Below are 17,890 nucleotides of genomic sequence, written 5' to 3' on the forward strand. Positions count from 1 at the left end.
GGAAGTTCACCACCACCGACCTGAACGACCTGCTGACCAAGCTCGACAACCACGAACCCCAGCACAATCCGATCCAGCCCCGAGCAGCCTGAATGCGACCCCCGACGAACTTACGGGCGCGACCACTTAGGGATCTGCTTGAGCCACTCGCCGACAACGATGGCCAGTTCTATCCGTGCCAGGTGGGAAACCCAAGCAGCGGTGGGGTCCGCCTCCAAATCCCCAATGGCGGTGCATCTTTCCATCCATGACCAGGTTGTCGGTGGAGATCACGTCGCTGCCATCGCGGTTGATCGCGGCAGTGCACAACCGCACCGGTGTTCCTAGGGGAAGCGTCATGCCACCCACATTGACGAAGTCGGTGGTTACCCGGGCCGCCAACGGCGCCGATGGCTCAAGCCGGACGATCTCTTCAATGAAAACCTTGATTTGCTCTGGTTTTTCGGCGAGCTCTCTGCGCAGCTGCGGTCTGCGCGCCAATTCGAACAGCGAGAAACCGATCGCCGCGGCCACCGTGTCCAGACCGGACACAATCAGCAGTTGAGTCATGCCGAGCAGCTCGGGGTCAGTGAGATCACCCGGACCGGTCATCACTTGCGACAACATGTCCTAGCCCGGGTTCTGCCGGCGCTGTCGGATGGCGTCGGTGAAATACGCCAACAGCCCGTGACCGTCGGACTTTCCGGCGACAAAGGCGTCCTTCCAACCGATCACGCTATCTCGGTCCTCCAGCGGCAATCCGTAGAGATCCATGAATACCTGATACGGGTAGAGGCGCGCGAAATCTGCCATTACCTCACACTCGTTTCGGCAGGCAAGTGCAGCAATCATTTCAGCAGCATGGCCCTCCATCATGGGCCGGGATTTATGCAGGGTGTGCGGGCTAAAGTACGGTTGCAGAATTTTGCGGTAGCGGGTGTGCTCGGGAGGATCGAATGCCGAAGGCAGCACCGGCACCGGGCTGCCGGGGGGCTGAAACGCCAATTGTGCGGAGAACAGATTTGGCTCGCACAGCGCCGCCAGCACGTCCTCGCGGCGGGTCAGGTAATAGGCGCCGTTCATGAACACCACAGGTCCGGCGTCCCGCAACGTCTTCCATCCGACACCCCGGTCGGCGGCCATGGGTAGCGTGGAATGCTCCAGCCGGGGCAGGCGGAATGTAAGCGGCTGGCTTTCGTCGAGACTGCATCCCAAGTTCACCCGCCGGGAATTGATTTGCGGTGGTCGCACTTCGGAATTCATTGCTGTCTCACCTGGCGTGCGGCGGGCCGGGCGGGATGAGTTGCGCTGGCCAACATGGCTGGTTCTCCAAGACATTGATGTAGGGAAATAGACCGACGTCGAGTGTCGTGTTGTCCGGTCGGACGGCTTGGCCCGTTACAGCTGCGGGCAATTCAGCATGATCGGGCTGGATCTTGTGATTGCCTCCGCGCATCGAAAACCTCAGCGCTAACTAACGTAAATCGTTGTGCGCGTCGGCTTCACAGGCCCGAGTCTGACGGCGCGATAAGCCGGAATTGACCTATCAGTAGCGATCGACGCAGAACTGGGTCAACATATCTCGGTTGACCGGAGCGGCCGCGGATGCAGCCCGGTAGACGATGCCCGTCCGAGGCTCTGATGCAGCAGACGATGACGGCAACGCCAACCAGCCGCATTGAGGCGATAAGGGGATCCAGCTGGTCGGCCGATCGCGCGTCATCCACATGCTGTGGAAGGGCTTCTTGATCCTCGGCATCGCGCTCTGGAGAAAGCCATGGTCTCGATGGCTCATGGGTTGGGCCGCCGGATGAGATTGCACCTGGCTTATGGGTCCACGCCGCCGGCTCTGGCAATGTAGCCGGAGAAAACCGGGGCCGTAACGAGGACCCTGCGATCAGCGCAACGAATAGACTCAGCGCAGCAGCGATTGCGATGGTCGAATGCCATCGCCGGGTCGTGCCAGTGCTCCGAAGCCTCACCGTGGCACGAACATACCGGAGGAGGCTTGGACAGTAATCTCAGCGAGCTGTGAAAACGGTCAAAGTCCGGTGCGTGCTGCCGCAGCTAGCCTGTTTGCCGCCGATACGTCTACCGGGTGCACTTCGCTTCTCGCTCACCTGCCAATCGCTACGGACGCTGTGGAAAACCCGTTGGCGACAGAGCTTGCCCCCGGCGCGCGGCCAGCCCTGCGGTACTGAGATTGCCCCCATTCGACATCCCACCACCAACCCGCGCCTACTACCGCACGGTTGGCTCTGACCACCGTAGGCGCACCGCTACTGGGCAGCCAGCGTGCGGGCCGGCCCCAGGGTGACCGGCAATGTCGACCAGCCCCGTAACACTCGGGTGTCGCGCCTACTTCCGGTACCGGCGGCTCGCACCTCGGGGAAGCGCTCGAAGAACGTGCGTAACCCGACTTCGCCCTCGGCGCGGGCAAGCGCGGCGCCGAGGCAGAAGTGGCGGCCGGTGGAGAACGCGAGATGTCTGCCGGCATTGGGACGTTCGATGTCGAAGCGGTGCGGATCGGGGAACACCGACGGATCGCGGTTGGCCCCGGCCAGACAAATGACCACCATCTCGCCGCGGTTGATCGGCACGCCGGCCAGCTCGACGTCGGTGCGGGCCACCCGGGCGGTCAGCTGGACCGGCGAATCCAACCGCAAGATCTCTTCGACCGCGTTTGGCCACAGGTCAGGACGTTGGCGCAGGGTATCCAGATGCTCGGGCATGTCCAGCAACATCCGAATTCCGTTGCCCAGCAGGTTGACTGTGGTTTCAAAGCCGGCGACCAACACCAGCCCGGCGACCGCGTGCAGCTCGTCCTCGTCGAGATGCGTTTCCGGGTCCCCACTTTCGGCCGTGCGGATCAGCTGGCTCATCAGGTCGTCGCCGGGGGCTCGTCGCAGCTGTTCGAGATGCGACACCAGCCAGGCGTTGAACCCTTTCACACCGCGCTGCACGCGCTGGTACTGCCGGTAGGGCACGCCGATATCCAAGCTGGGCGCTGCCAGTTCACCATATTCCAGGACCCGTCGGCGGTCGTGCGCCGGCACTCCCAAGATTTCGCTGATCACCGCGATCGGCAGCTGGGAACAATACCGGCCGACGACGTCGACCACACCGGGTTGGGCGGCGAGCTGATCCAACAGATTGATGGCGGTCTGCTCGACCCGATCACGCAGCGCGGCAACGGCCCGCGCGGTGAACACCGCCGACACCGTCTTGCGATAGCGGGTGTGATCGGGCGGCTCGACCGCCAGCAGCGACGGCGGCCGCAGCGGGTGCAGCTGATCATCGCGGGTGCGGCGCTCCAGCCATCGCAGCGGTGCGGGCAGGTTCTCGCCGAGCGAAATGACCTGGAAGTCGTCGGAGCGCAAGATGTCATGGCCGAGCTGATGGTCGACGGTCAGGCAGTTGACTCGGGTCCGCACCAAGCGGCCGTGGCGGCGCAGCTCGTCGTAGAAAGGCACCGGGTTGGCGGCGACGGCCGGATCGGCGATCAGCCGGGCCTGCAGTTCACCTCGTCGAACGCCGACGTCGGCCATGCCGCGGATCACCCCGTGTAACGCCAGCCAGTGCAGTCGGTCTTTCACCGCTCCTCCATCCCTCAGCGGGCCAGGGCGCTTTGCGACCCAGCCTAAGCTAAGCCCGTCGGGTCGGGACGCGCGTGACGTTTCAGCAGTCGGCGACGATCTTGAAGTCAGTGGTCACGACCTTGTTGGGATTGCTGTTGCCGATGCCGTAGGCGCTGCCGGTGATGGTGTAGGTGCCGCGGGACAGGTCGGCATGGGCCTGGCCCACCCCACCTTCCCAGAAGCTGCCGTTGAACCCGTCGACGTTGCGGATCTTGACCCATTGCGGGATCACCCGTTCACCGCTGACCAATACCACGGCCTGGACGTGTCCGTCGCGGTCACGGATGTCGATCGTCCGGTAGGACTGCTCCTGGCTGCATGCGGCCGGACGCGTGGTGCGCGTGTATCCGTCGATTGTCAGATGTGCGGCCTTGCGGGGTACTGTCTGCGCCTCGGCGCACCCGGAAAGACCTGCGACCACGACCACTGCAATCCCTGCCACCCTGACCAACCGGCTTCGCACCAGCCACCTCCCTTGTGGGCCTTGTGGGTCTTGTGCACGAAACTTTACTGCTGCCCCGGCTCCAGCCTGGGCAGGGCTTTGATGATGAGGCGCCGGACAAATTCCGGCCTTACCCCCTTGAGCCGGTCGATCCACCGGATGCTTTGGGGCACATACCAATGCAATCTGGTGGGATGCTGGTAGGCCTGCCAGGCCGCCTCGGCGACGCTAGTCGCGGGCATCAGCCGAAACATGCCCTTCTTGGGCGCGGCGGCACGGATCTGCTGCGCCGAAAGCGTCGGCGCGCCCTCCTCGGAATGCTGGCGCGTCGAGGTGAGAATCGCGGTGTCGATCAGACCGGGTAACACGTCGGCCACCCGCACACCGTGCCGCTGCCACTCCACACTGAGCGCCTCGGTCAACCCTTTGACCGCGTGCTTGGTAGCCGAGTAGACGGCAAGTCGCGGCATGCCATACGTGGCCGAAGACGAGGACGTCGAGAACATCAGACTGCCCGGGGCCTTCTTCAGGTAGGGCAGTGCGCCGTAAGTTCCGGTCAGCACCGCCTTGAAGTTGACATCGACGACCCGCATCGCGACGTCATACGGTACGTCTTCGAACCATCCGCCTTCGCCGATGCCGGCGTTGTTCCACATCATGTCGAGCGCGCCGCCCGTATTGCCGGCGCAAAAGTCGGCGAGTGCGGAGTCAAGCGCGGCCTTGTCGGTCACGTCGACCACTCGTGTCCACAACCCGGCGCCGAGCTCGCCGCTCAGGGTTGCCAGACCGGCGTCGTCGCGGTCCACCGCACCGACGCGCCAGCCCTTGGCGTGGAAGAGCCTTGCCCCCTCACGGCCCATTCCACTGCCGGCGCCGGTGATGAATATCGACTTCATACGATCTGGTAACGCCCGCCCTCAGTCGGCTTCGACGACATCTTTGATGCGTTGCAGCGTCTTGGTCATGTCCCGGATGTTGCGGCGTTTGCGCAGCCAGCCCCCGAACGCCCAGTAATACACGGTCGTGAGCACCGAAGGGGTGAGCCGGAACGACTCGGTGACATCGGTGCCATCGCCCGCCGGTGCGAGCCGGTAGTGCCAATTGTTCACCGATCTACCGCCGGCCATCACAGCAAACCCGAACTCGCGAGGCCGCTCACATGCCGTCACCTTGCACACCGTCCAGTAGACGGGCCCGATCTCGTTGCGCCGGACGTGTCCGCGGAATCGGGCGCCGAGCGCGGGGCCGGTCGCACCGTCGAGCCACTCGGCCTCGAACGTTTCCGGTGAAAACCGTCCGGTGTTACGAATATCGGCGATTAAATCCCAGATCTTTTCCGCTGGGGCCGCCATGTGAACCGTTGCCGAACCCTCCATAGCATGATCCAATCACGTCCCTGTAACGCCGGGAACGGAAACACCGATATTCACTGACGGGGTGTGAATAGCGAGACGATCTCAGTCACCGTCTGCTGCAGCTGCCGTACCGGCTTGGGCAACACCACGGGCACGGGCGGCAGACCGCCGGCACTGGCGCACTTCGGCCACGCGGCGGGGCCCTGGCCGGCCAGAACTCGGTTGGCCACGGCGATTTGTTGCTGCTTAGAGGCGGTTGCGGGGTTGCCGACGCCGCCGTACTCGTCCCATGTGGCTTGCTTGAACTGGAGTCCGCCATAGGCGCCGTTGCCGGTGTTGGCGGTCCAGTTCCCACCCGACTCGCACTGCGCGACGGCGTCCCAGTTCATGACGTCGGCGTGGGCGATGCCGGTGGATAGTGACATCGAAGCTGCGACGAAAGCTGCGGCCGTGGCGGACTTGATGAGGGGCTTTGCGATGCGTGTCATGTCCGGCATTTCGGCGGCCGTGGCTAAAGCGTTACCGCCTAGAAAAACTTATGAAATTGGTTAGCCGCCGCATTGTGATTTGCGCAAACGACGTCCGGCCGAGCGAATCAAACCACCGGCGGGGACTGGGCGTACGGGTCACGCTATGGCCTGGATCACCCGTTGACAACGGCTAGTCCAAACGGGGAGCCCGCGTTGACTCGTCGGATGCGCTGTCGGTTCGGCAGACGTATGCCGACGAGTCCAGCAAACTTCACGAGGCCACAATCTGAGACAAAATCTTAGTGTTGGGCACCTCGGGCGCCGGCCCTGACGCCGACTGCTCGCGGGCCGGCCGATGGGGTGGCCGGGCCTGCAGGCCGCGACCGGACTCCCGGGTGGCCGCCCACGGATGGATGTTGCTGAGAGCGGCTAGCGACTCAGGTATCGTTTGCGGAAGACCCCCAGGCTCTCGGTCCCGGAAGTTCTTGCATCGCGGCATATGACAGTCAACGATGGCGAGGCGGCCGCGCAAGCCGCAGCCGTCCGCGGGCCGAGCTGCACCGCCTTGCGGGCCGTCTCGCCGGCCAGTTGTCCGTCGTGAATCGGCGGCCGGATCGCCGGCATCTCCGGAGGTGACCAGGTCGGCTGATGGTTCGACACGCCGGTACTAGCGGAGGTTGGTTGCGGGCCAGAGGGGTTCGGGCCGTACTCGCCGCTGCGCTGGTGACGTGTTTGTTGCTCGGTGGAGCTGTCCTGCTGGTGGCGAATCGCCAGCGTGCTTCGTCCGCCAACTCTCTCGACCACCCCGTCCGCCCCCTCGGCGATGCCGCAACCGAGGCCCAGGTTGTCGACAAGGCAAAACAGATCGTCAAGATCGCCGGACTTCAGACGACCGCCGCCGGGTATCTCTTGATGTCGTGCAAGAACCGGGACGATCCGCCGTATCAAGGGGCGGTCTACCTGACCTTCGCGCTGCCCGCCGAGGTACGTGCCGACGCGTACTTTCGCGACGTCACGGCAGCGCTGGTCAGGCACGGCTGGACCGAGGGGCTGCCGCCTAACGACCAGGTGTTCGGCAGGACCATGTCCACGGACGGCGTCACGGCGATCATCTACCGTCACGGTGACGACACCGGCGCGGGGGTCCTGCGTCTCTACGGCCAGTGCCGCAACGTCAATGACCACCGCCGCGACACCACCGCATGGGTCGATATCACCAGCCAGTTCGGTGCGGGCAGGTAGACCGGCTCGTTGAACGCACCGGACCAGCGTTCAACGTGCGCCGAACACACTACTGGGGCTTGACGGCGTCTTGCCGGCAAGCCCCAGTAGCTGCAAGCGTTGCTTGATCAGCGGGCGCCGAGGCTGGCCTGCAGGTCACCCTTCATGGCGTTGAGTTGCGCGCCCCAGTACTCCCAGCTGTGCGTGCCGTTGGCGTCCAAATTGAACACGGCGTTGTGGCCGCCCGCGGCGTTGTAGGCGTCCTGGAATTTCAGGTTGCTGCTGCGAACGAAGTTCTCCAGGAACTCGGCGGGAACATTGGCACCGCCCAACTCGGACGGGGTGCCGTTACCGCAGTAGATCCACAGGCGGGTGTTGTTGGCGACCAGCTCGGGGATGTGCAGCGACGGGTCGTTACGCTGCCAGGCCGGGTCACTCGAGGGTCCCCACATGTCCGAGGTCTTGTAACCACCGGCGTCACCCATCGCCAGGCCGATCAGGGACGGCCCCATCCCCTGGGAGGGGTCCATCAGGGCCGACAGCGAACCGGCGTAGATGAACTGCTGTGGGTGGTAGACGGCCAGGATGAGGGCCGACGAGCCGGCCATCGAGATGCCGACCGCGGCGCTTCCGGTGGGTTTGACACTACGGTTCGCGGACAGCCATTGCGGCAGCTCGCTGGTGATGAAGGTCTCCCATTTGTAGGTGGTGCAGCCGGCCTTGCCGCAGGCCGGGCTGTACCAGTCACTGTAGAAACTGGACTGTCCGCCGACCGGCATGATGACCGACAGGCCCGACTGGTAGTACCACTCGAAGGCCGGCGTGTTGATGTCCCAGCCGTTGTAGTCGTCTTGAGCGCGGAGACCGTCGAGCAGGTACACCGCCGGCGAGTTGTCCCCGCCGCTTTGGAATTGAACCTTGATGCTGCGACCCATCGCAGCCGACGGCACCTGGAGGTACTCCACCGGCAGGCCGGGCCGGGAGAACGCTCCCGCGGTCGCCGCTCCGCCGGCGAGTCCGACCAGGCCAGGAAGGGCCGCAGCAGCGGCCGCGCCGACCAGAAGGCGTCGGCCCCACGCCCGAATCTTCCCGCTCACGTCTGTCATACCCTGCCCCTTGTCCGTATGTGCTCGCGTGCTCCCGGCAGAACTTACCGTGTGAGTAGGGCAAATGTCGATCGGGACGCGAAGTCATTCCATTTCGATATCGGTTACCCCCGCCGACACAGCAACTGTGCTATGCGAGTCGGCGACGGACTCACCGCTTCCCCCGTTGCCCCGTTGCGGCCCGGATAATCCGAGAGCGCAAACGAGTGCTGTGCACCCGGAGCAGGGCAGAAGGCGGCAGGCGGGGAGCGGTACAAAGAATAGTTAACCGATGCGGCACGTCGGACCTCGACACGCCGGACGTAACTCGAGCAACGTTTCGCGGGTTTATCCCGGGCTGGTGCCCAGACGACCGGGAAGCCCGGTGCCGGCGCATCCGGCGCACGTCTCTGGCGGCGGCCGGCGATCCGGTCGCCATGTTCGTTTCATGTCAGTCACCTGGCGGTTTGCCCACCGGAGGAGCCGAACTTGCGCCGACCGCGTAGTCTCTGTCAGGCAAGCCGATGGAGACAACGATCCTCCGGGATATTCCGGGCCTATCCGGTCCGTTCCGGCGCTCACGCACCAGCACACCAGGCCCTCGGTGTATGCGGGTGCGACGGCGTTGGCTCGAGGCGCCTGAAGAACCGGGAACGATTCGGGAACGATTGAGGTGCGAAATTTTGGAGACGGTACTTGGGCTGTCAGTGACGCCGACCGCCGTGGGTTGGGTCCTGGCTGAAGGGCACGGCGCAGAGGGCACCATCCTGCATCACAACGAAATGCAGCTGCGCGGTGGCCGAGGAGTGGGCGTCGTCCATGCCGCGGAACAGGCGGCGGCGGAAGTCATTCGTGCGGGGGAATTGGCAGCCGCGGCCGGCCACCGTTTACGTGTCGTCGGCGTGACCTGGAACGACGAAGCTTCCGCCCAAGCCGCGCTACTGGTCGAGGCCTTGACCGACGCCGGATTCGACAACGTAGTACCGGTTCGGCTGCTCGATGCCGTCGAGACGCTGGCCGAGGCGGTCGCACCGGTGATCGGATACGAACAGACCGCGGTGTGCATCCTCGAGCACGAATGGGCAACCGTCGTCATGGTTGACACCCGCGATGGAAAGACTCAAACAGCAGTCAAACATGTCCGTGGTGGTTATGACGGGCTGACCTCGTGGCTGACCGGAATGTTCGACCGCAGTGCGTGGCGTCCGGCCGCCGTGGTGGTGGTGGGTTCCGACCTTGACATCAGCGACTTTTCCTGGCAACTCGAAACCGCCCTTCCGGTACCGGTTTTCGCGCAGACCATGGCGCAGGTGACAATCGCGCGAGGCACGGCGCAGGCGGCGGCCCGAACCACCGAGTTCACCGACGAGCGACTGGTGGCAGACACCGGTGAAACCACCGCCGTGTCCAAGCGGTCACGCCAATACGCCGGGGCTGCAACCACTTTGGCGGCGGCTGCGGTGACCTTCGTGGCTTCGGTGTCGCTGGCGGTTGGCCTGCAACTGACTCCGGACAGGCATTCCGAAACGGCACAGCGCTCCGTACCCACATCGACACCGGAAATCGCCGAGGCAGTTGCGACGGCAGCTCCGGTGCCCGCGCGTGCCCAGCTGCCCGCTCCTCTTCCGGGGCCCGCGACACAGCGGGAGCCCATCCAGCTCACCTCTGGTGAAGAACTCACCGACGCCCTCCCCGAGCAGCCGAACGACGTTGCGTCGCAACCGAGTCCGAGCGATGGATCGCCGCTGTTGACCCGGGTGCTCAAGCACATTCCCGGCACGTACGGCGGCACCGGTATGGAGCCGCCGGCGTAGTCGAACTGCCGGATCGACGATCGGATGGTTTGGCGCCGGTGCGGGTCTGACGGCGGCACGCTGGCTGCAGGGCCTACCCCGCATCGGTCCAATGGTCAACCGTCCTTGGGCCGAACCGCGGTAAAAGACACGGTCACCTCGTCGGCGACCTGCAGCGAGCCCATCAACAGCGAATAGGGCTTGACCCCGTAATCGGACTGGCGAACCGTCGACTCGGCAGCCATCGCCCAGGAGTCACCAAGATCCTCGGTGCGCAGGTCGATCATGTGTTGACGCGACTTGCCCCGGATCTGCAGCTGTCCGGTGAGGCGGTAACCGTCCTCGGTCTTGTCAATCTCTGATGCGGTGAAGCGGATATCCGGAAAGCGACCGGCGTTGAGCGACTTCAGCGCAGTCGACCGAACCAGGGCCTTCTCCGGCCCGGACAGGCTCTTGACACCACCCTCGCCGCGCAACACCTCCAGCGAATCCACTTCCACGGCAAGCTCTGCGGTGGCGGGTTCATCAGCCACCCAGCTCACTGTGGCCTGCCAGCGAGTCATCGCGATGGTGAGCCGATGGCCCATTCGGGCGGCTCGCCCCGCGACAGCGGTACGAACGATCAACTCACCGCCGGACGGGTCCAGCGTCCACACCGTGTCGCTCACGGCACGACTCTATTAGCTCGGCGCCGTATTCACATGGTGAGGACGGTGCGATAGCGTGTCCGTCCCTGCTCCATCGCCGCGTAACCGTCCGCCGCGCGCGAAAAAGGTGTCTCCTCGACCCAGGCCCGCACACCGCACAGCACCGCGAAATGCATGGTGTCCTCCACGTCCTTCGCGGTACCGGAGGGGTGTCCGGAAATGCTGAGGCCCGGATTGATCAGCTGTCTCGGACTGATCGGGAGCGGATCGGTCGCCACCCCGACCACAACCAGTTCACCGCGAGGAAGTAGGCCGGGCACCGTCGCGGCCATGGCAGCCGAGTTCCCCGCTGTGGCCAGCACCACCGCAACACCGCCGAGCTTGCGCAGCGTTTCGGCGACGTCGCCGCCGGTGGAGTCGACGTAGTGGTGGGCGCCCAGCTGGCGCGCATCCTCGGCTTTGGCGGTCCCTCTGGCGATCGCAATGGTCTCGAAGCCCATCGCGCGGGAGAGCTGCACCCCGAGGTGACCCAGACCGCCGATACCGAGAATCGCCACCCGGTCACCGGGCAGCGCTTTGGTGTGGCGCAATGCGTTATATGTGGTGACACCGGCGCAGCACATGGGAGCTGCTTCCACATCGGAGAGTTCGGACGGAATCCGGGCCAGCGCATTGGCGGGCACCGTCACCGATTCCGCGTAGCCACCGGGGTACTGCCAGCCGGGCACCTTCATGTTCGCGCAGTGGATAAAGGTGCCTTTGCGGCAGGGGCCGCACCGGTTGCAGTGCCCGCCGAACCAGCCGACGGCGACCCGGTCGCCCATCTCGAAATCGTCGACGCCTTCGCCGAGTTCGACTACCCTGCCCGCGATCTCATGCCCCGGCGTCAACGGCCAGGGAGTGTTCGGAAAGCCGCCGTTGACGAACGCCCGGTCGGTGCCGCATACCCCACATGCGGAGACCGCGATGCGTACCTCGTCATGAGCAGGCAGCTGGGTGTCGACCTCGACCAGCTCCAAAGCCGCGCCTACCGACGCGATCCGGACAGCTTTATGCGTGGGCATCCGCTTACCCTAGCGGTCCACGGTCAATGTGCGACAGGGCATTTCGTCGGCGCGGTGCTGTGATAGTCGACCTGCCAGTGCTTGATTCCGTTCAGCCAGCCCGATCGCAGCCGTTCGGGTTTGCCTGCCGACTCCAAGTCGGGCATGGCGTCGGCGATCGCATTGAACATCAAGTCGATTGTCATCCGCGCCAAGTTGGCACCGATGCAGTAGTGCGCGCCGGTGCCGCCGAATCCCACGTGGGGATTGGGATTACGCAGAATGTTGAAGGTGAACGGGTCGTCGAACACCTCTTCGTCGAAATTGGCCGAGCGGTAGAACATCACCACTCGCTGACCCTTCTTGATCCGCACCCCCGACAGCTCGTAGTCCTGCAGCGCGGTCCGCTGGAACGAGGTGACCGGGGTCGCCCACCGCACGATCTCGTCGGCCGTGGTGGCGGGACGCTCCCTCTTGTACAACTCCCACTGGTCGGGAAAGTCGGTGAACGCCATCATGCCCTGGGTGATCGAGTTGCGGGTGGTCTCGTTGCCGGCAACGGCCAGCAGAATGACGAAGAACCCGAACTCGTCCTCTGAGAGCTTGTGACCGTCGATGTCGGCCTCGACCAGCTTGGTGACGATGTCCGGCCCCGGGTTTTTGGCCCGTTCGGCCGCCATTTGCATGGCATACATGATCAGTTCGACCGAGGCGGTGATGGCGTCATTGCTGGCGAACTCGGGATCCTGGTCGCCCACCATCTGGTTCGACCAGTGGAAGAGCTTCATCCGGTCTTCCTGGGGCACCCCGAGCAACCCGGCGATGGCCTGCAACGGCAGTTCACAGGACACCTGCTCAACAAAGTCGCCGGAACCCTGCGCTGCCGCGGCCTCGACGATGCGTCGGGCGCGCTCGTTGAGGTCGTCGCGCAGCCGCTCGACGGCCCCCGGCGTGAAGCCGCGGGAGATGATCTTGCGCAGCCGGGTGTGCTGTGGGTCGTCCATGTTGAGCAGGACGAACTTGCCTCGCTCGATCTGCTCGGCGACCGTGCCGTCTTTGTAGCGTGGCAGCGCAGTCTTTTGCAGGCTGGAGAAGACGTCACTGCGGCGCGAGATCTCTTTGACGTCTTTGTGTTTGGTCACCACCCAATAGCCGCCGTCGTCGAAGCCGCCGCAGCCGATCGGCTGCTCGTTCCACCAGATCGGCGCGCATCGGCGCATCTCGGCCAGTTCTGCCACCGGCAGCCGCTCGGCATAGATGTCGGGGTCGGTGAAGTCGAACCGGGGAGGCAGGTTGGGTACCGGCTTGGCGGTTGGCTTGGCTGTTGACAAGGCCCACTCCTCAATATGAACTCTGCTAGTGGTCGTCTACTGCCAATAATCCATTGCTCCACCTGAGATGGGAAGCATTGATGCGAAGTGGCGAGGGCCGAACTGCAACGTGTTCAGCCGGCCTTCGTCTGCCGCCGCGGATGCGTCCGGACGGGCTGCCGCGTCGTTCCCGGTGAGTTGTGGTGGCGACTGGTCGGGCAAGGGTTCGGCGGGCGGGGGAGCGGCCTGACATGAGGCGACGGATGCCGGCCGACCAGCGGCGCCAGTGTGCTGGATCGCCCGGCGATCAGCAGCTAGTGGCGAATGCCCTGGTCACCTGCGCTGCATCGACAAGATCGGCCGCTGTTGTGGGCTACGCCACAGTCGTTATGCTGTGGTGAAACTAGCCGGCGCATGAAGGGGTGGACATGATTCGGGAACTGCTGACCACCGCTGCGATCGCTGGGGCGGCGATCGGCCTGGCACCGGTCGCCGGCGCCGACAACGGGCGTTACGAGGGCGATGTGCCCGGGATGAACTATGACGCCTCGTTGGGAGCGCCGTGTGACAACTACGAGCGCTTCGTCTTCGGCCGCGGCACCAGCGGCCAGGCCGAAGCCTGTCATTTCCCGCCACCGAACCAGTTTCCGGCAGCCACCACCGGCTACTGGGTGATCTCCTACCCGCTGTACGGAGTGCAGCAGGCGGGTGCCCCCTGCCCGGGTCCGCAGGCGGCGGCACAGTCGCCCGCCGGACTTCCGATGCTCTGTCTGGGAGCTCAGGGATGGCAAGAAGGCTGGTTCACCGGGGCCGGATTCTTCCCTCCCGAGGGATGATCGAGCGGGCTAGTCCGATGACCTCCGACCGCCCGCCAGCCAAGTCGCCGATTCCGCGGTGGTTGCGGTTTGTCCTCGCGTCGGATCGGGCGGGCTCGGCGTGGTACGTCGGGACCGGTTTCTTCTTTGCGCCGGTGCTGGCCCTACTGTCACCGTGGCCGGCAGTCACCGCGGTCCTGTGGTGGATCATCGCGCTGGCGGGGTTATGGCTGGGGCTGCTCGGCATCGCGATGGCCGTCGGGCTGGCACGCGTATTGCGGTCCGGCGACGAAATTCCGGAGCACTACTGGCGCACGCTGGTCGACTACTGACCCGGGAACTCATGCCCCTTAAGGGGTCTACAGTCGTAGCAAGCATCCCGTCAACGAATTAGGAGCCTCCGATGGCCATCAATCCCAAAGATGCGGTCGACGCAGCCAAGGACATCGCGACCAACGCCGTCGAGAAGGCGTCGGACATCGTCGAAAACGCCGGCGACATCATCCGCGGCGACATCGCCGGGGGCGCCAGCGGCATCGTGCAGAGCTCGATCGACATCGCCACTCACGCGGTCGACAGGGTTAAAGAGGTATTCACCGGCAAGGACGACGACCTGGATTAGCCGGTGCTTGGGCGTCTCAGCGCGTCTCAGACGGTCGCGGCGGCGTTGAGCTCGTCGAGCCGGTTCGTTGCCTCGAGGTACTCCTGCACCCACCGCTGGATGACGGTAGCGGTCTTCTCGACCTTGGTGAACTGACCGACGACCTGCCCGATGGGATTGAACGCGACGTCGACGCTCTCGTTCGGATACTTGTTGGTGGCTCGCACCGCCATGCCGGACACCATGTACTGCAACGGCATGCCGAGCGGCTTCGGGCTGTCCGGCTGCTCCCAGGCCTCGGTCCAGTCGTTGCGGAGCATGCGAGCCGGCTTACCGGTGAATGACCGGCTGCGCACGGTGTCACGGCTGCTGGCCTTGGCATAGGTGGCTTGCTGAACCGGAGTGTTAGCGGCCTCCTCGACCATCAGCCACTGCGAGCCGGTCCAGGCTCCCTGCGCGCCCAATGCCAACGCCGCCGCGATCTGCTGGCCACTGCCGATGCCGCCGGCGGCCAAGACCGGTACCGGGGCCACCTCCTTGACCACCTGTGGCCACAGCACGATGGAGCCGACCTCACCGCAATGCCCACCGGCCTCCCCACCCTGGGCGATGATGATGTCGACGCCGGCGTCAGCATGCTTTCGGGCCTGCGAGGGCGAGCCGCACAACGCGGCAACCTTGCGTCCGGCGTCGTGAATGTGGCTGATCATGTCCGCCGGTGGGGTGCCGAGCGCGTTGGCGATCAGTGCCACCTTCGGGTGTTTCAGCGCCACTTCGACCTGCGGGGTGGCCGTCGCCTCGGTCCAGCCGAGCAGCTGCAAGCTTTCCTTGTCGCCGTCCTCGACCGGCACACCGTGATCAGCGAGGATTTTCTTGGCGAAGTCCAGATGCTCCTGGGGCACCATCTTGCGCAGCGTCTCGGCCAGTTCCTCGGCCGACAGGTGTGAGTCCATGCCCTCGTATTTGTTCGGGATCACGATGTCGACGCCGTACGGGTGATCGCCGATGTGCTCGTCGATCCAGTCCAGCTCGATCGCCAACTGCTCGGGGGTGAAGCCGACGGCACCGAGCACGCCGAACCCGCCGGCTTTGCTGACAGCCACGACGACGTCGCGGCAGTGGGTGAAAGCGAAGATCGGGAACTCGATACCGAGTTCGTCACATATGGCGGTGTGCATGCCTGCTCCTAGGACGCGCGCCGAATTGAAACGTGTTCTAGTTTAGTACGATCGCGGCCGACGCGGCCAGCAAGGTGGCGCACGTCGCGACTAGGGTCCTTCAGCGGGCGATGCTGTATGCCAGCCATAGGAGCAGGAACACCAGCATGAGACCGACGCAGACGAGGTGATCCCGGCAGATGGCTCGCGCGAGGCGGGTCTGTTCGGCAGGACTATCGACGCGCCTTCCAAGTCGAACCGCGCAGGGAACCGTGTGTACTGCGGCCAGCCCGACGGGGATACCGGCGAGCACGGCCGACGCCGCCAACAACCAACCGGGCTCGGGACCGCGCACGGCCGCGAATGCCAGGGCGCCCACCAACATCACCATCGCCAGCGCGATCAGCCGGCTCATCGGGCGCGACGTGGTGGTCGCGCGGTGGTAGTAGCCCGCAATGGACGCCAGCACCGGCTCGGGCAGTTCGTCGCTCATGCGTCGGTAGCGCAGAACCTGGACGTCGAAAATCAAGTCCATCCACAAGACAGCAAGCAAGAACCCGCCGCAGGCCGTGAGTAACGGGGCCACGCCGCTCATTCACCTCCCATTGGCAACCGCCGGCCATTACGTCGAACATTGTTTCGCGTGACCGGTCGCGACGCAGTCGAACAGCTTCTCCCACTGCGATGTCCTGCGAGTAGCCTGGCCCGTCATGGGCCGGGTCGACAACAAGGTTGCACTGATCAGCGGTGGTGCTCGCGGAATGGGGGCCTCCCATGCCCGATTGCTCGTCGCCGAAGGCGCCAGGGTGGTGATCGGTGACATTCTCGATGAGCAAGGCCGGGCCTTGGCTGACGAGTTGGGCCCGGCTGCGCGCTACGTGCATCTGGACGTGACCAGACCGGAGCACTGGACGGCGGCGGTCGAAATCGCGGCGGGGGAGTTCGGCAGGCTGAACGTATTGGTCAACAACGCCGGGATCATCAACTACGGTCCGCTCAAGACTTTCGACCTGACGAAGTGGCAACAGATCCTCGACGTCAATGTCACCGGCACCCTGTTGGGCATCCAGGCTGTTATCGACCCGATGATCGCTGCCGGCGGCGGCTCGATCATCAACGTCTCATCCATCGAGGGCCTGCGCGGCGCGGCGTGGGTGCACGGGTATGTGACGTCGAAGTGGGCCGTGCGCGGGTTGACCAAGTCCGCGGCATTGGAGTTGGCGCCCAACAACATTCGGGTCAACTCGATTCACCCCGGTCTTATCCGCACCCCGATGACCGCCAAACTGCCCCAGGACATGCTCCACATCCCGCTCGGACGCCCCGGAGAACCCGAGGACGTGTCGACGTTCGTGCTGTTCCTGGCCAGCGACGAGTCGTCATATGCCACCGCCGCCGAGTTCGTCGTGGACGGCGGCGTGGTCGCCGACGTTTCACACAAGCAATAGCAGGCCGTCACCCGGCGCTGAGGGCGGTGGCGTTGTCCCATTCGTCGAGGCGGGCCAGGAAGAACGCTTCGGCCTCGTCGTAGCTGATGTTCTCGTCGGGGGCGATGCGGGCAACCAGGTCGGCGTAGACCCGGGCGGCTTGCGGGTCGACGAAGTCCCATTGGCCCAGCGGCCATTCCGCACTCAGATAGCCTGCCGCCGAATACTCCTGGTACAACGGCGTTCCCGGATACGGCGTGATCTTGCTGAGAAACTTGAAGGGATGCCGGTATTTGGTTGCCCGGAGCAGGCGGGCGGTCTCGCGTAGCTCCTCGGGACGCACCGTGGGATGAAACATGATGGTCCCGGGAATCACGTCAATTCCCAACTGCAACAAGGCATTGATCGTGTCAGCGGCGTCTTGGCCACGGTTGAGGATCTGCTTACGGTAAGCGCGCAACTGATCGTAGGAACCGGTCTCCAACCCGACAAACACCCGCCGCAAACCCGCCCGGTACAAGTGCCTGAACACCTCGAGGTCGACCACCGAATCCAACCGGATATCGATCATGAAGTTGACATCGATACCCCGGCTAAGCATCCCCGAGGCAAACTCGACCGCACGCTGCTGCGAACCAGGATGCTTGGACACAAACAAATCATCGGTGATCGACACAAACCCGACGTCGAAATCCGACACCAGATAACCGATCTCCTCGACCACCGCCTCCACCGACTTGACCCGGTAACTAGCCCTCAAATAAGCGAGCCGGTGTGAGATGGGTGGCAGTATCGCACAGGCGTGCGATTTGGCTTGGCGGTGGGGCGGTTTGTGAGGGGGCGATGGCTGTTGTCAGGTGCGTGAGCGGTCGCAGTTTGGCTGGATCATTGGTTCTGCGTGAGGTTT

The 17,890-nt window shown here is 64.5% G+C and carries 18 protein-coding genes and 1 pseudogene; 6 read left to right on the top strand and 13 right to left on the bottom strand.

Features of this window, described 5'->3' with window-relative positions:
* Nucleotides 1-128: 128 nt before the first annotated feature.
* The 6 genes and pseudogenes from EET03_RS13800 to EET03_RS13825 all read right to left on the bottom strand — a co-directional run.
* Nucleotides 129-1,122: pseudogene (locus EET03_RS13800) on the bottom strand (cytochrome P450); the annotation flags it as partial.
* Between the two features lie 1,136 nt (nucleotides 1,123-2,258).
* The gene (locus tag EET03_RS13805; protein WP_099193539.1) at nucleotides 2,259-3,575 is read right to left on the bottom strand and encodes a cytochrome P450; all 1,317 of its coding nucleotides are present in this window, start codon (nucleotides 3,573-3,575) and stop codon (nucleotides 2,259-2,261) included.
* Nucleotides 3,576-3,657: 82 nt separating this feature from the next.
* On the bottom strand, nucleotides 3,658-4,080 hold the full coding sequence (locus EET03_RS13810; protein WP_075540852.1) for a lipoprotein LpqH: 423 nt from the start codon (nucleotides 4,078-4,080) through the stop codon (nucleotides 3,658-3,660).
* Nucleotides 4,081-4,124: 44 nt separating this feature from the next.
* Nucleotides 4,125-4,955, bottom strand: coding sequence for an SDR family oxidoreductase (locus EET03_RS13815; RefSeq protein ID WP_075540851.1), 831 nt, complete (start codon nucleotides 4,953-4,955; stop codon nucleotides 4,125-4,127).
* A 21-nt stretch (nucleotides 4,956-4,976) separates the two neighbouring features.
* On the bottom strand, nucleotides 4,977-5,435 hold the full coding sequence (locus EET03_RS13820) for an SRPBCC family protein (RefSeq protein WP_075540850.1): 459 nt from the start codon (nucleotides 5,433-5,435) through the stop codon (nucleotides 4,977-4,979).
* A gap of 50 nt (nucleotides 5,436-5,485) precedes the next feature.
* Nucleotides 5,486-5,902, bottom strand: a complete 417-nt coding sequence (locus EET03_RS13825) for a transglycosylase family protein (protein ID WP_063468734.1) — start codon at nucleotides 5,900-5,902, stop codon at nucleotides 5,486-5,488.
* 741 nt (nucleotides 5,903-6,643) lie between these two features.
* On the opposite strand from EET03_RS13825, the gene EET03_RS13830 reads away from it, so the two are divergent.
* Entirely contained in the window at nucleotides 6,644-7,126 is a 483-nt protein-coding gene (locus EET03_RS13830) for a hypothetical protein (protein WP_244232352.1), read from the top strand.
* Between the two features lie 107 nt (nucleotides 7,127-7,233).
* On the opposite strand, the gene ag85B is transcribed toward EET03_RS13830, so the two are convergent.
* A complete protein-coding gene (gene ag85B / locus EET03_RS13835; protein ID WP_075540849.1) occupies nucleotides 7,234-8,211 on the bottom strand; it encodes a diacylglycerol acyltransferase/mycolyltransferase Ag85B in 978 nt (325 codons plus the stop codon).
* Nucleotides 8,212-8,873: 662 nt separating this feature from the next.
* Here ag85B and EET03_RS13840 point away from each other — a divergent pair.
* Nucleotides 8,874-10,004: a DUF7159 family protein gene (locus EET03_RS13840; protein WP_075540848.1), complete on the top strand. Its 1,131-nt coding sequence runs from the start codon at nucleotides 8,874-8,876 to the stop codon at nucleotides 10,002-10,004.
* A 95-nt stretch (nucleotides 10,005-10,099) separates the two neighbouring features.
* Here EET03_RS13840 and EET03_RS13845 read toward each other — a convergent pair whose 3' ends face one another.
* From EET03_RS13845 to EET03_RS13855, 3 genes are read right to left on the bottom strand one after another with little or no spacing between them, the layout of a single operon-like run.
* On the bottom strand, nucleotides 10,100-10,651 hold the full coding sequence (locus EET03_RS13845; protein ID WP_075540847.1) for a YceI family protein: 552 nt from the start codon (nucleotides 10,649-10,651) through the stop codon (nucleotides 10,100-10,102).
* Nucleotides 10,652-10,680: 29 nt separating this feature from the next.
* Complete coding sequence (locus EET03_RS13850) at nucleotides 10,681-11,694, bottom strand: alcohol dehydrogenase catalytic domain-containing protein (protein WP_075540846.1); 1,014 nt, start codon at nucleotides 11,692-11,694, stop codon at nucleotides 10,681-10,683.
* Nucleotides 11,695-11,717: 23 nt separating this feature from the next.
* The gene (locus EET03_RS13855; protein ID WP_075540845.1) at nucleotides 11,718-13,004 is read right to left on the bottom strand and encodes a cytochrome P450; all 1,287 of its coding nucleotides are present in this window, start codon (nucleotides 13,002-13,004) and stop codon (nucleotides 11,718-11,720) included.
* Nucleotides 13,005-13,411: 407 nt separating this feature from the next.
* On the opposite strand from EET03_RS13855, the gene EET03_RS13860 reads away from it, so the two are divergent.
* From EET03_RS13860 to EET03_RS13870, 3 genes are all read left to right on the top strand, one after another.
* Complete coding sequence (locus EET03_RS13860; protein ID WP_063468736.1) at nucleotides 13,412-13,819, top strand: hypothetical protein; 408 nt, start codon at nucleotides 13,412-13,414, stop codon at nucleotides 13,817-13,819.
* Between the two features lie 17 nt (nucleotides 13,820-13,836).
* Nucleotides 13,837-14,130 carry a hypothetical protein gene (locus tag EET03_RS13865; protein WP_122508778.1) on the top strand — a complete coding sequence of 98 codons (294 nt, stop codon included), beginning with the start codon at nucleotides 13,837-13,839 and terminating at the stop codon, nucleotides 14,128-14,130.
* A gap of 71 nt (nucleotides 14,131-14,201) precedes the next feature.
* Nucleotides 14,202-14,420, top strand: a complete 219-nt coding sequence (locus EET03_RS13870; RefSeq protein WP_023364230.1) for an Rv1893 family protein — start codon at nucleotides 14,202-14,204, stop codon at nucleotides 14,418-14,420.
* Between the two features lie 26 nt (nucleotides 14,421-14,446).
* Here EET03_RS13870 and EET03_RS13875 read toward each other — a convergent pair whose 3' ends face one another.
* Both EET03_RS13875 and EET03_RS13880 read right to left on the bottom strand, forming a co-directional pair.
* Complete coding sequence (locus EET03_RS13875; RefSeq protein ID WP_063468732.1) at nucleotides 14,447-15,577, bottom strand: nitronate monooxygenase; 1,131 nt, start codon at nucleotides 15,575-15,577, stop codon at nucleotides 14,447-14,449.
* Nucleotides 15,578-15,677: 100 nt separating this feature from the next.
* Nucleotides 15,678-16,142, bottom strand: coding sequence for a hypothetical protein (locus EET03_RS13880; RefSeq protein WP_075540854.1), 465 nt, complete (start codon nucleotides 16,140-16,142; stop codon nucleotides 15,678-15,680).
* A 124-nt stretch (nucleotides 16,143-16,266) separates the two neighbouring features.
* Here EET03_RS13880 and EET03_RS13885 point away from each other — a divergent pair, with 124 nt between their 5' ends.
* Nucleotides 16,267-17,004 (top strand): glucose 1-dehydrogenase, encoded by a 738-nt coding sequence (locus EET03_RS13885; RefSeq protein WP_075540843.1) that lies wholly within the window; start codon nucleotides 16,267-16,269, stop codon nucleotides 17,002-17,004.
* A 7-nt stretch (nucleotides 17,005-17,011) separates the two neighbouring features.
* Here the strand turns inward: EET03_RS13885 and EET03_RS13890 are convergent, their stop codons facing one another.
* Entirely contained in the window at nucleotides 17,012-17,743 is a 732-nt protein-coding gene (locus EET03_RS13890; protein WP_244232353.1) for a B12-binding domain-containing radical SAM protein, read from the bottom strand.
* Nucleotides 17,744-17,890 lie beyond the last annotated feature (147 nt).

Origin of the sequence: Mycobacterium innocens (assembly GCF_900566055.1) — a bacterium.
GTDB classification, from domain to species: domain Bacteria; phylum Actinomycetota; class Actinomycetes; order Mycobacteriales; family Mycobacteriaceae; genus Mycobacterium; species Mycobacterium innocens.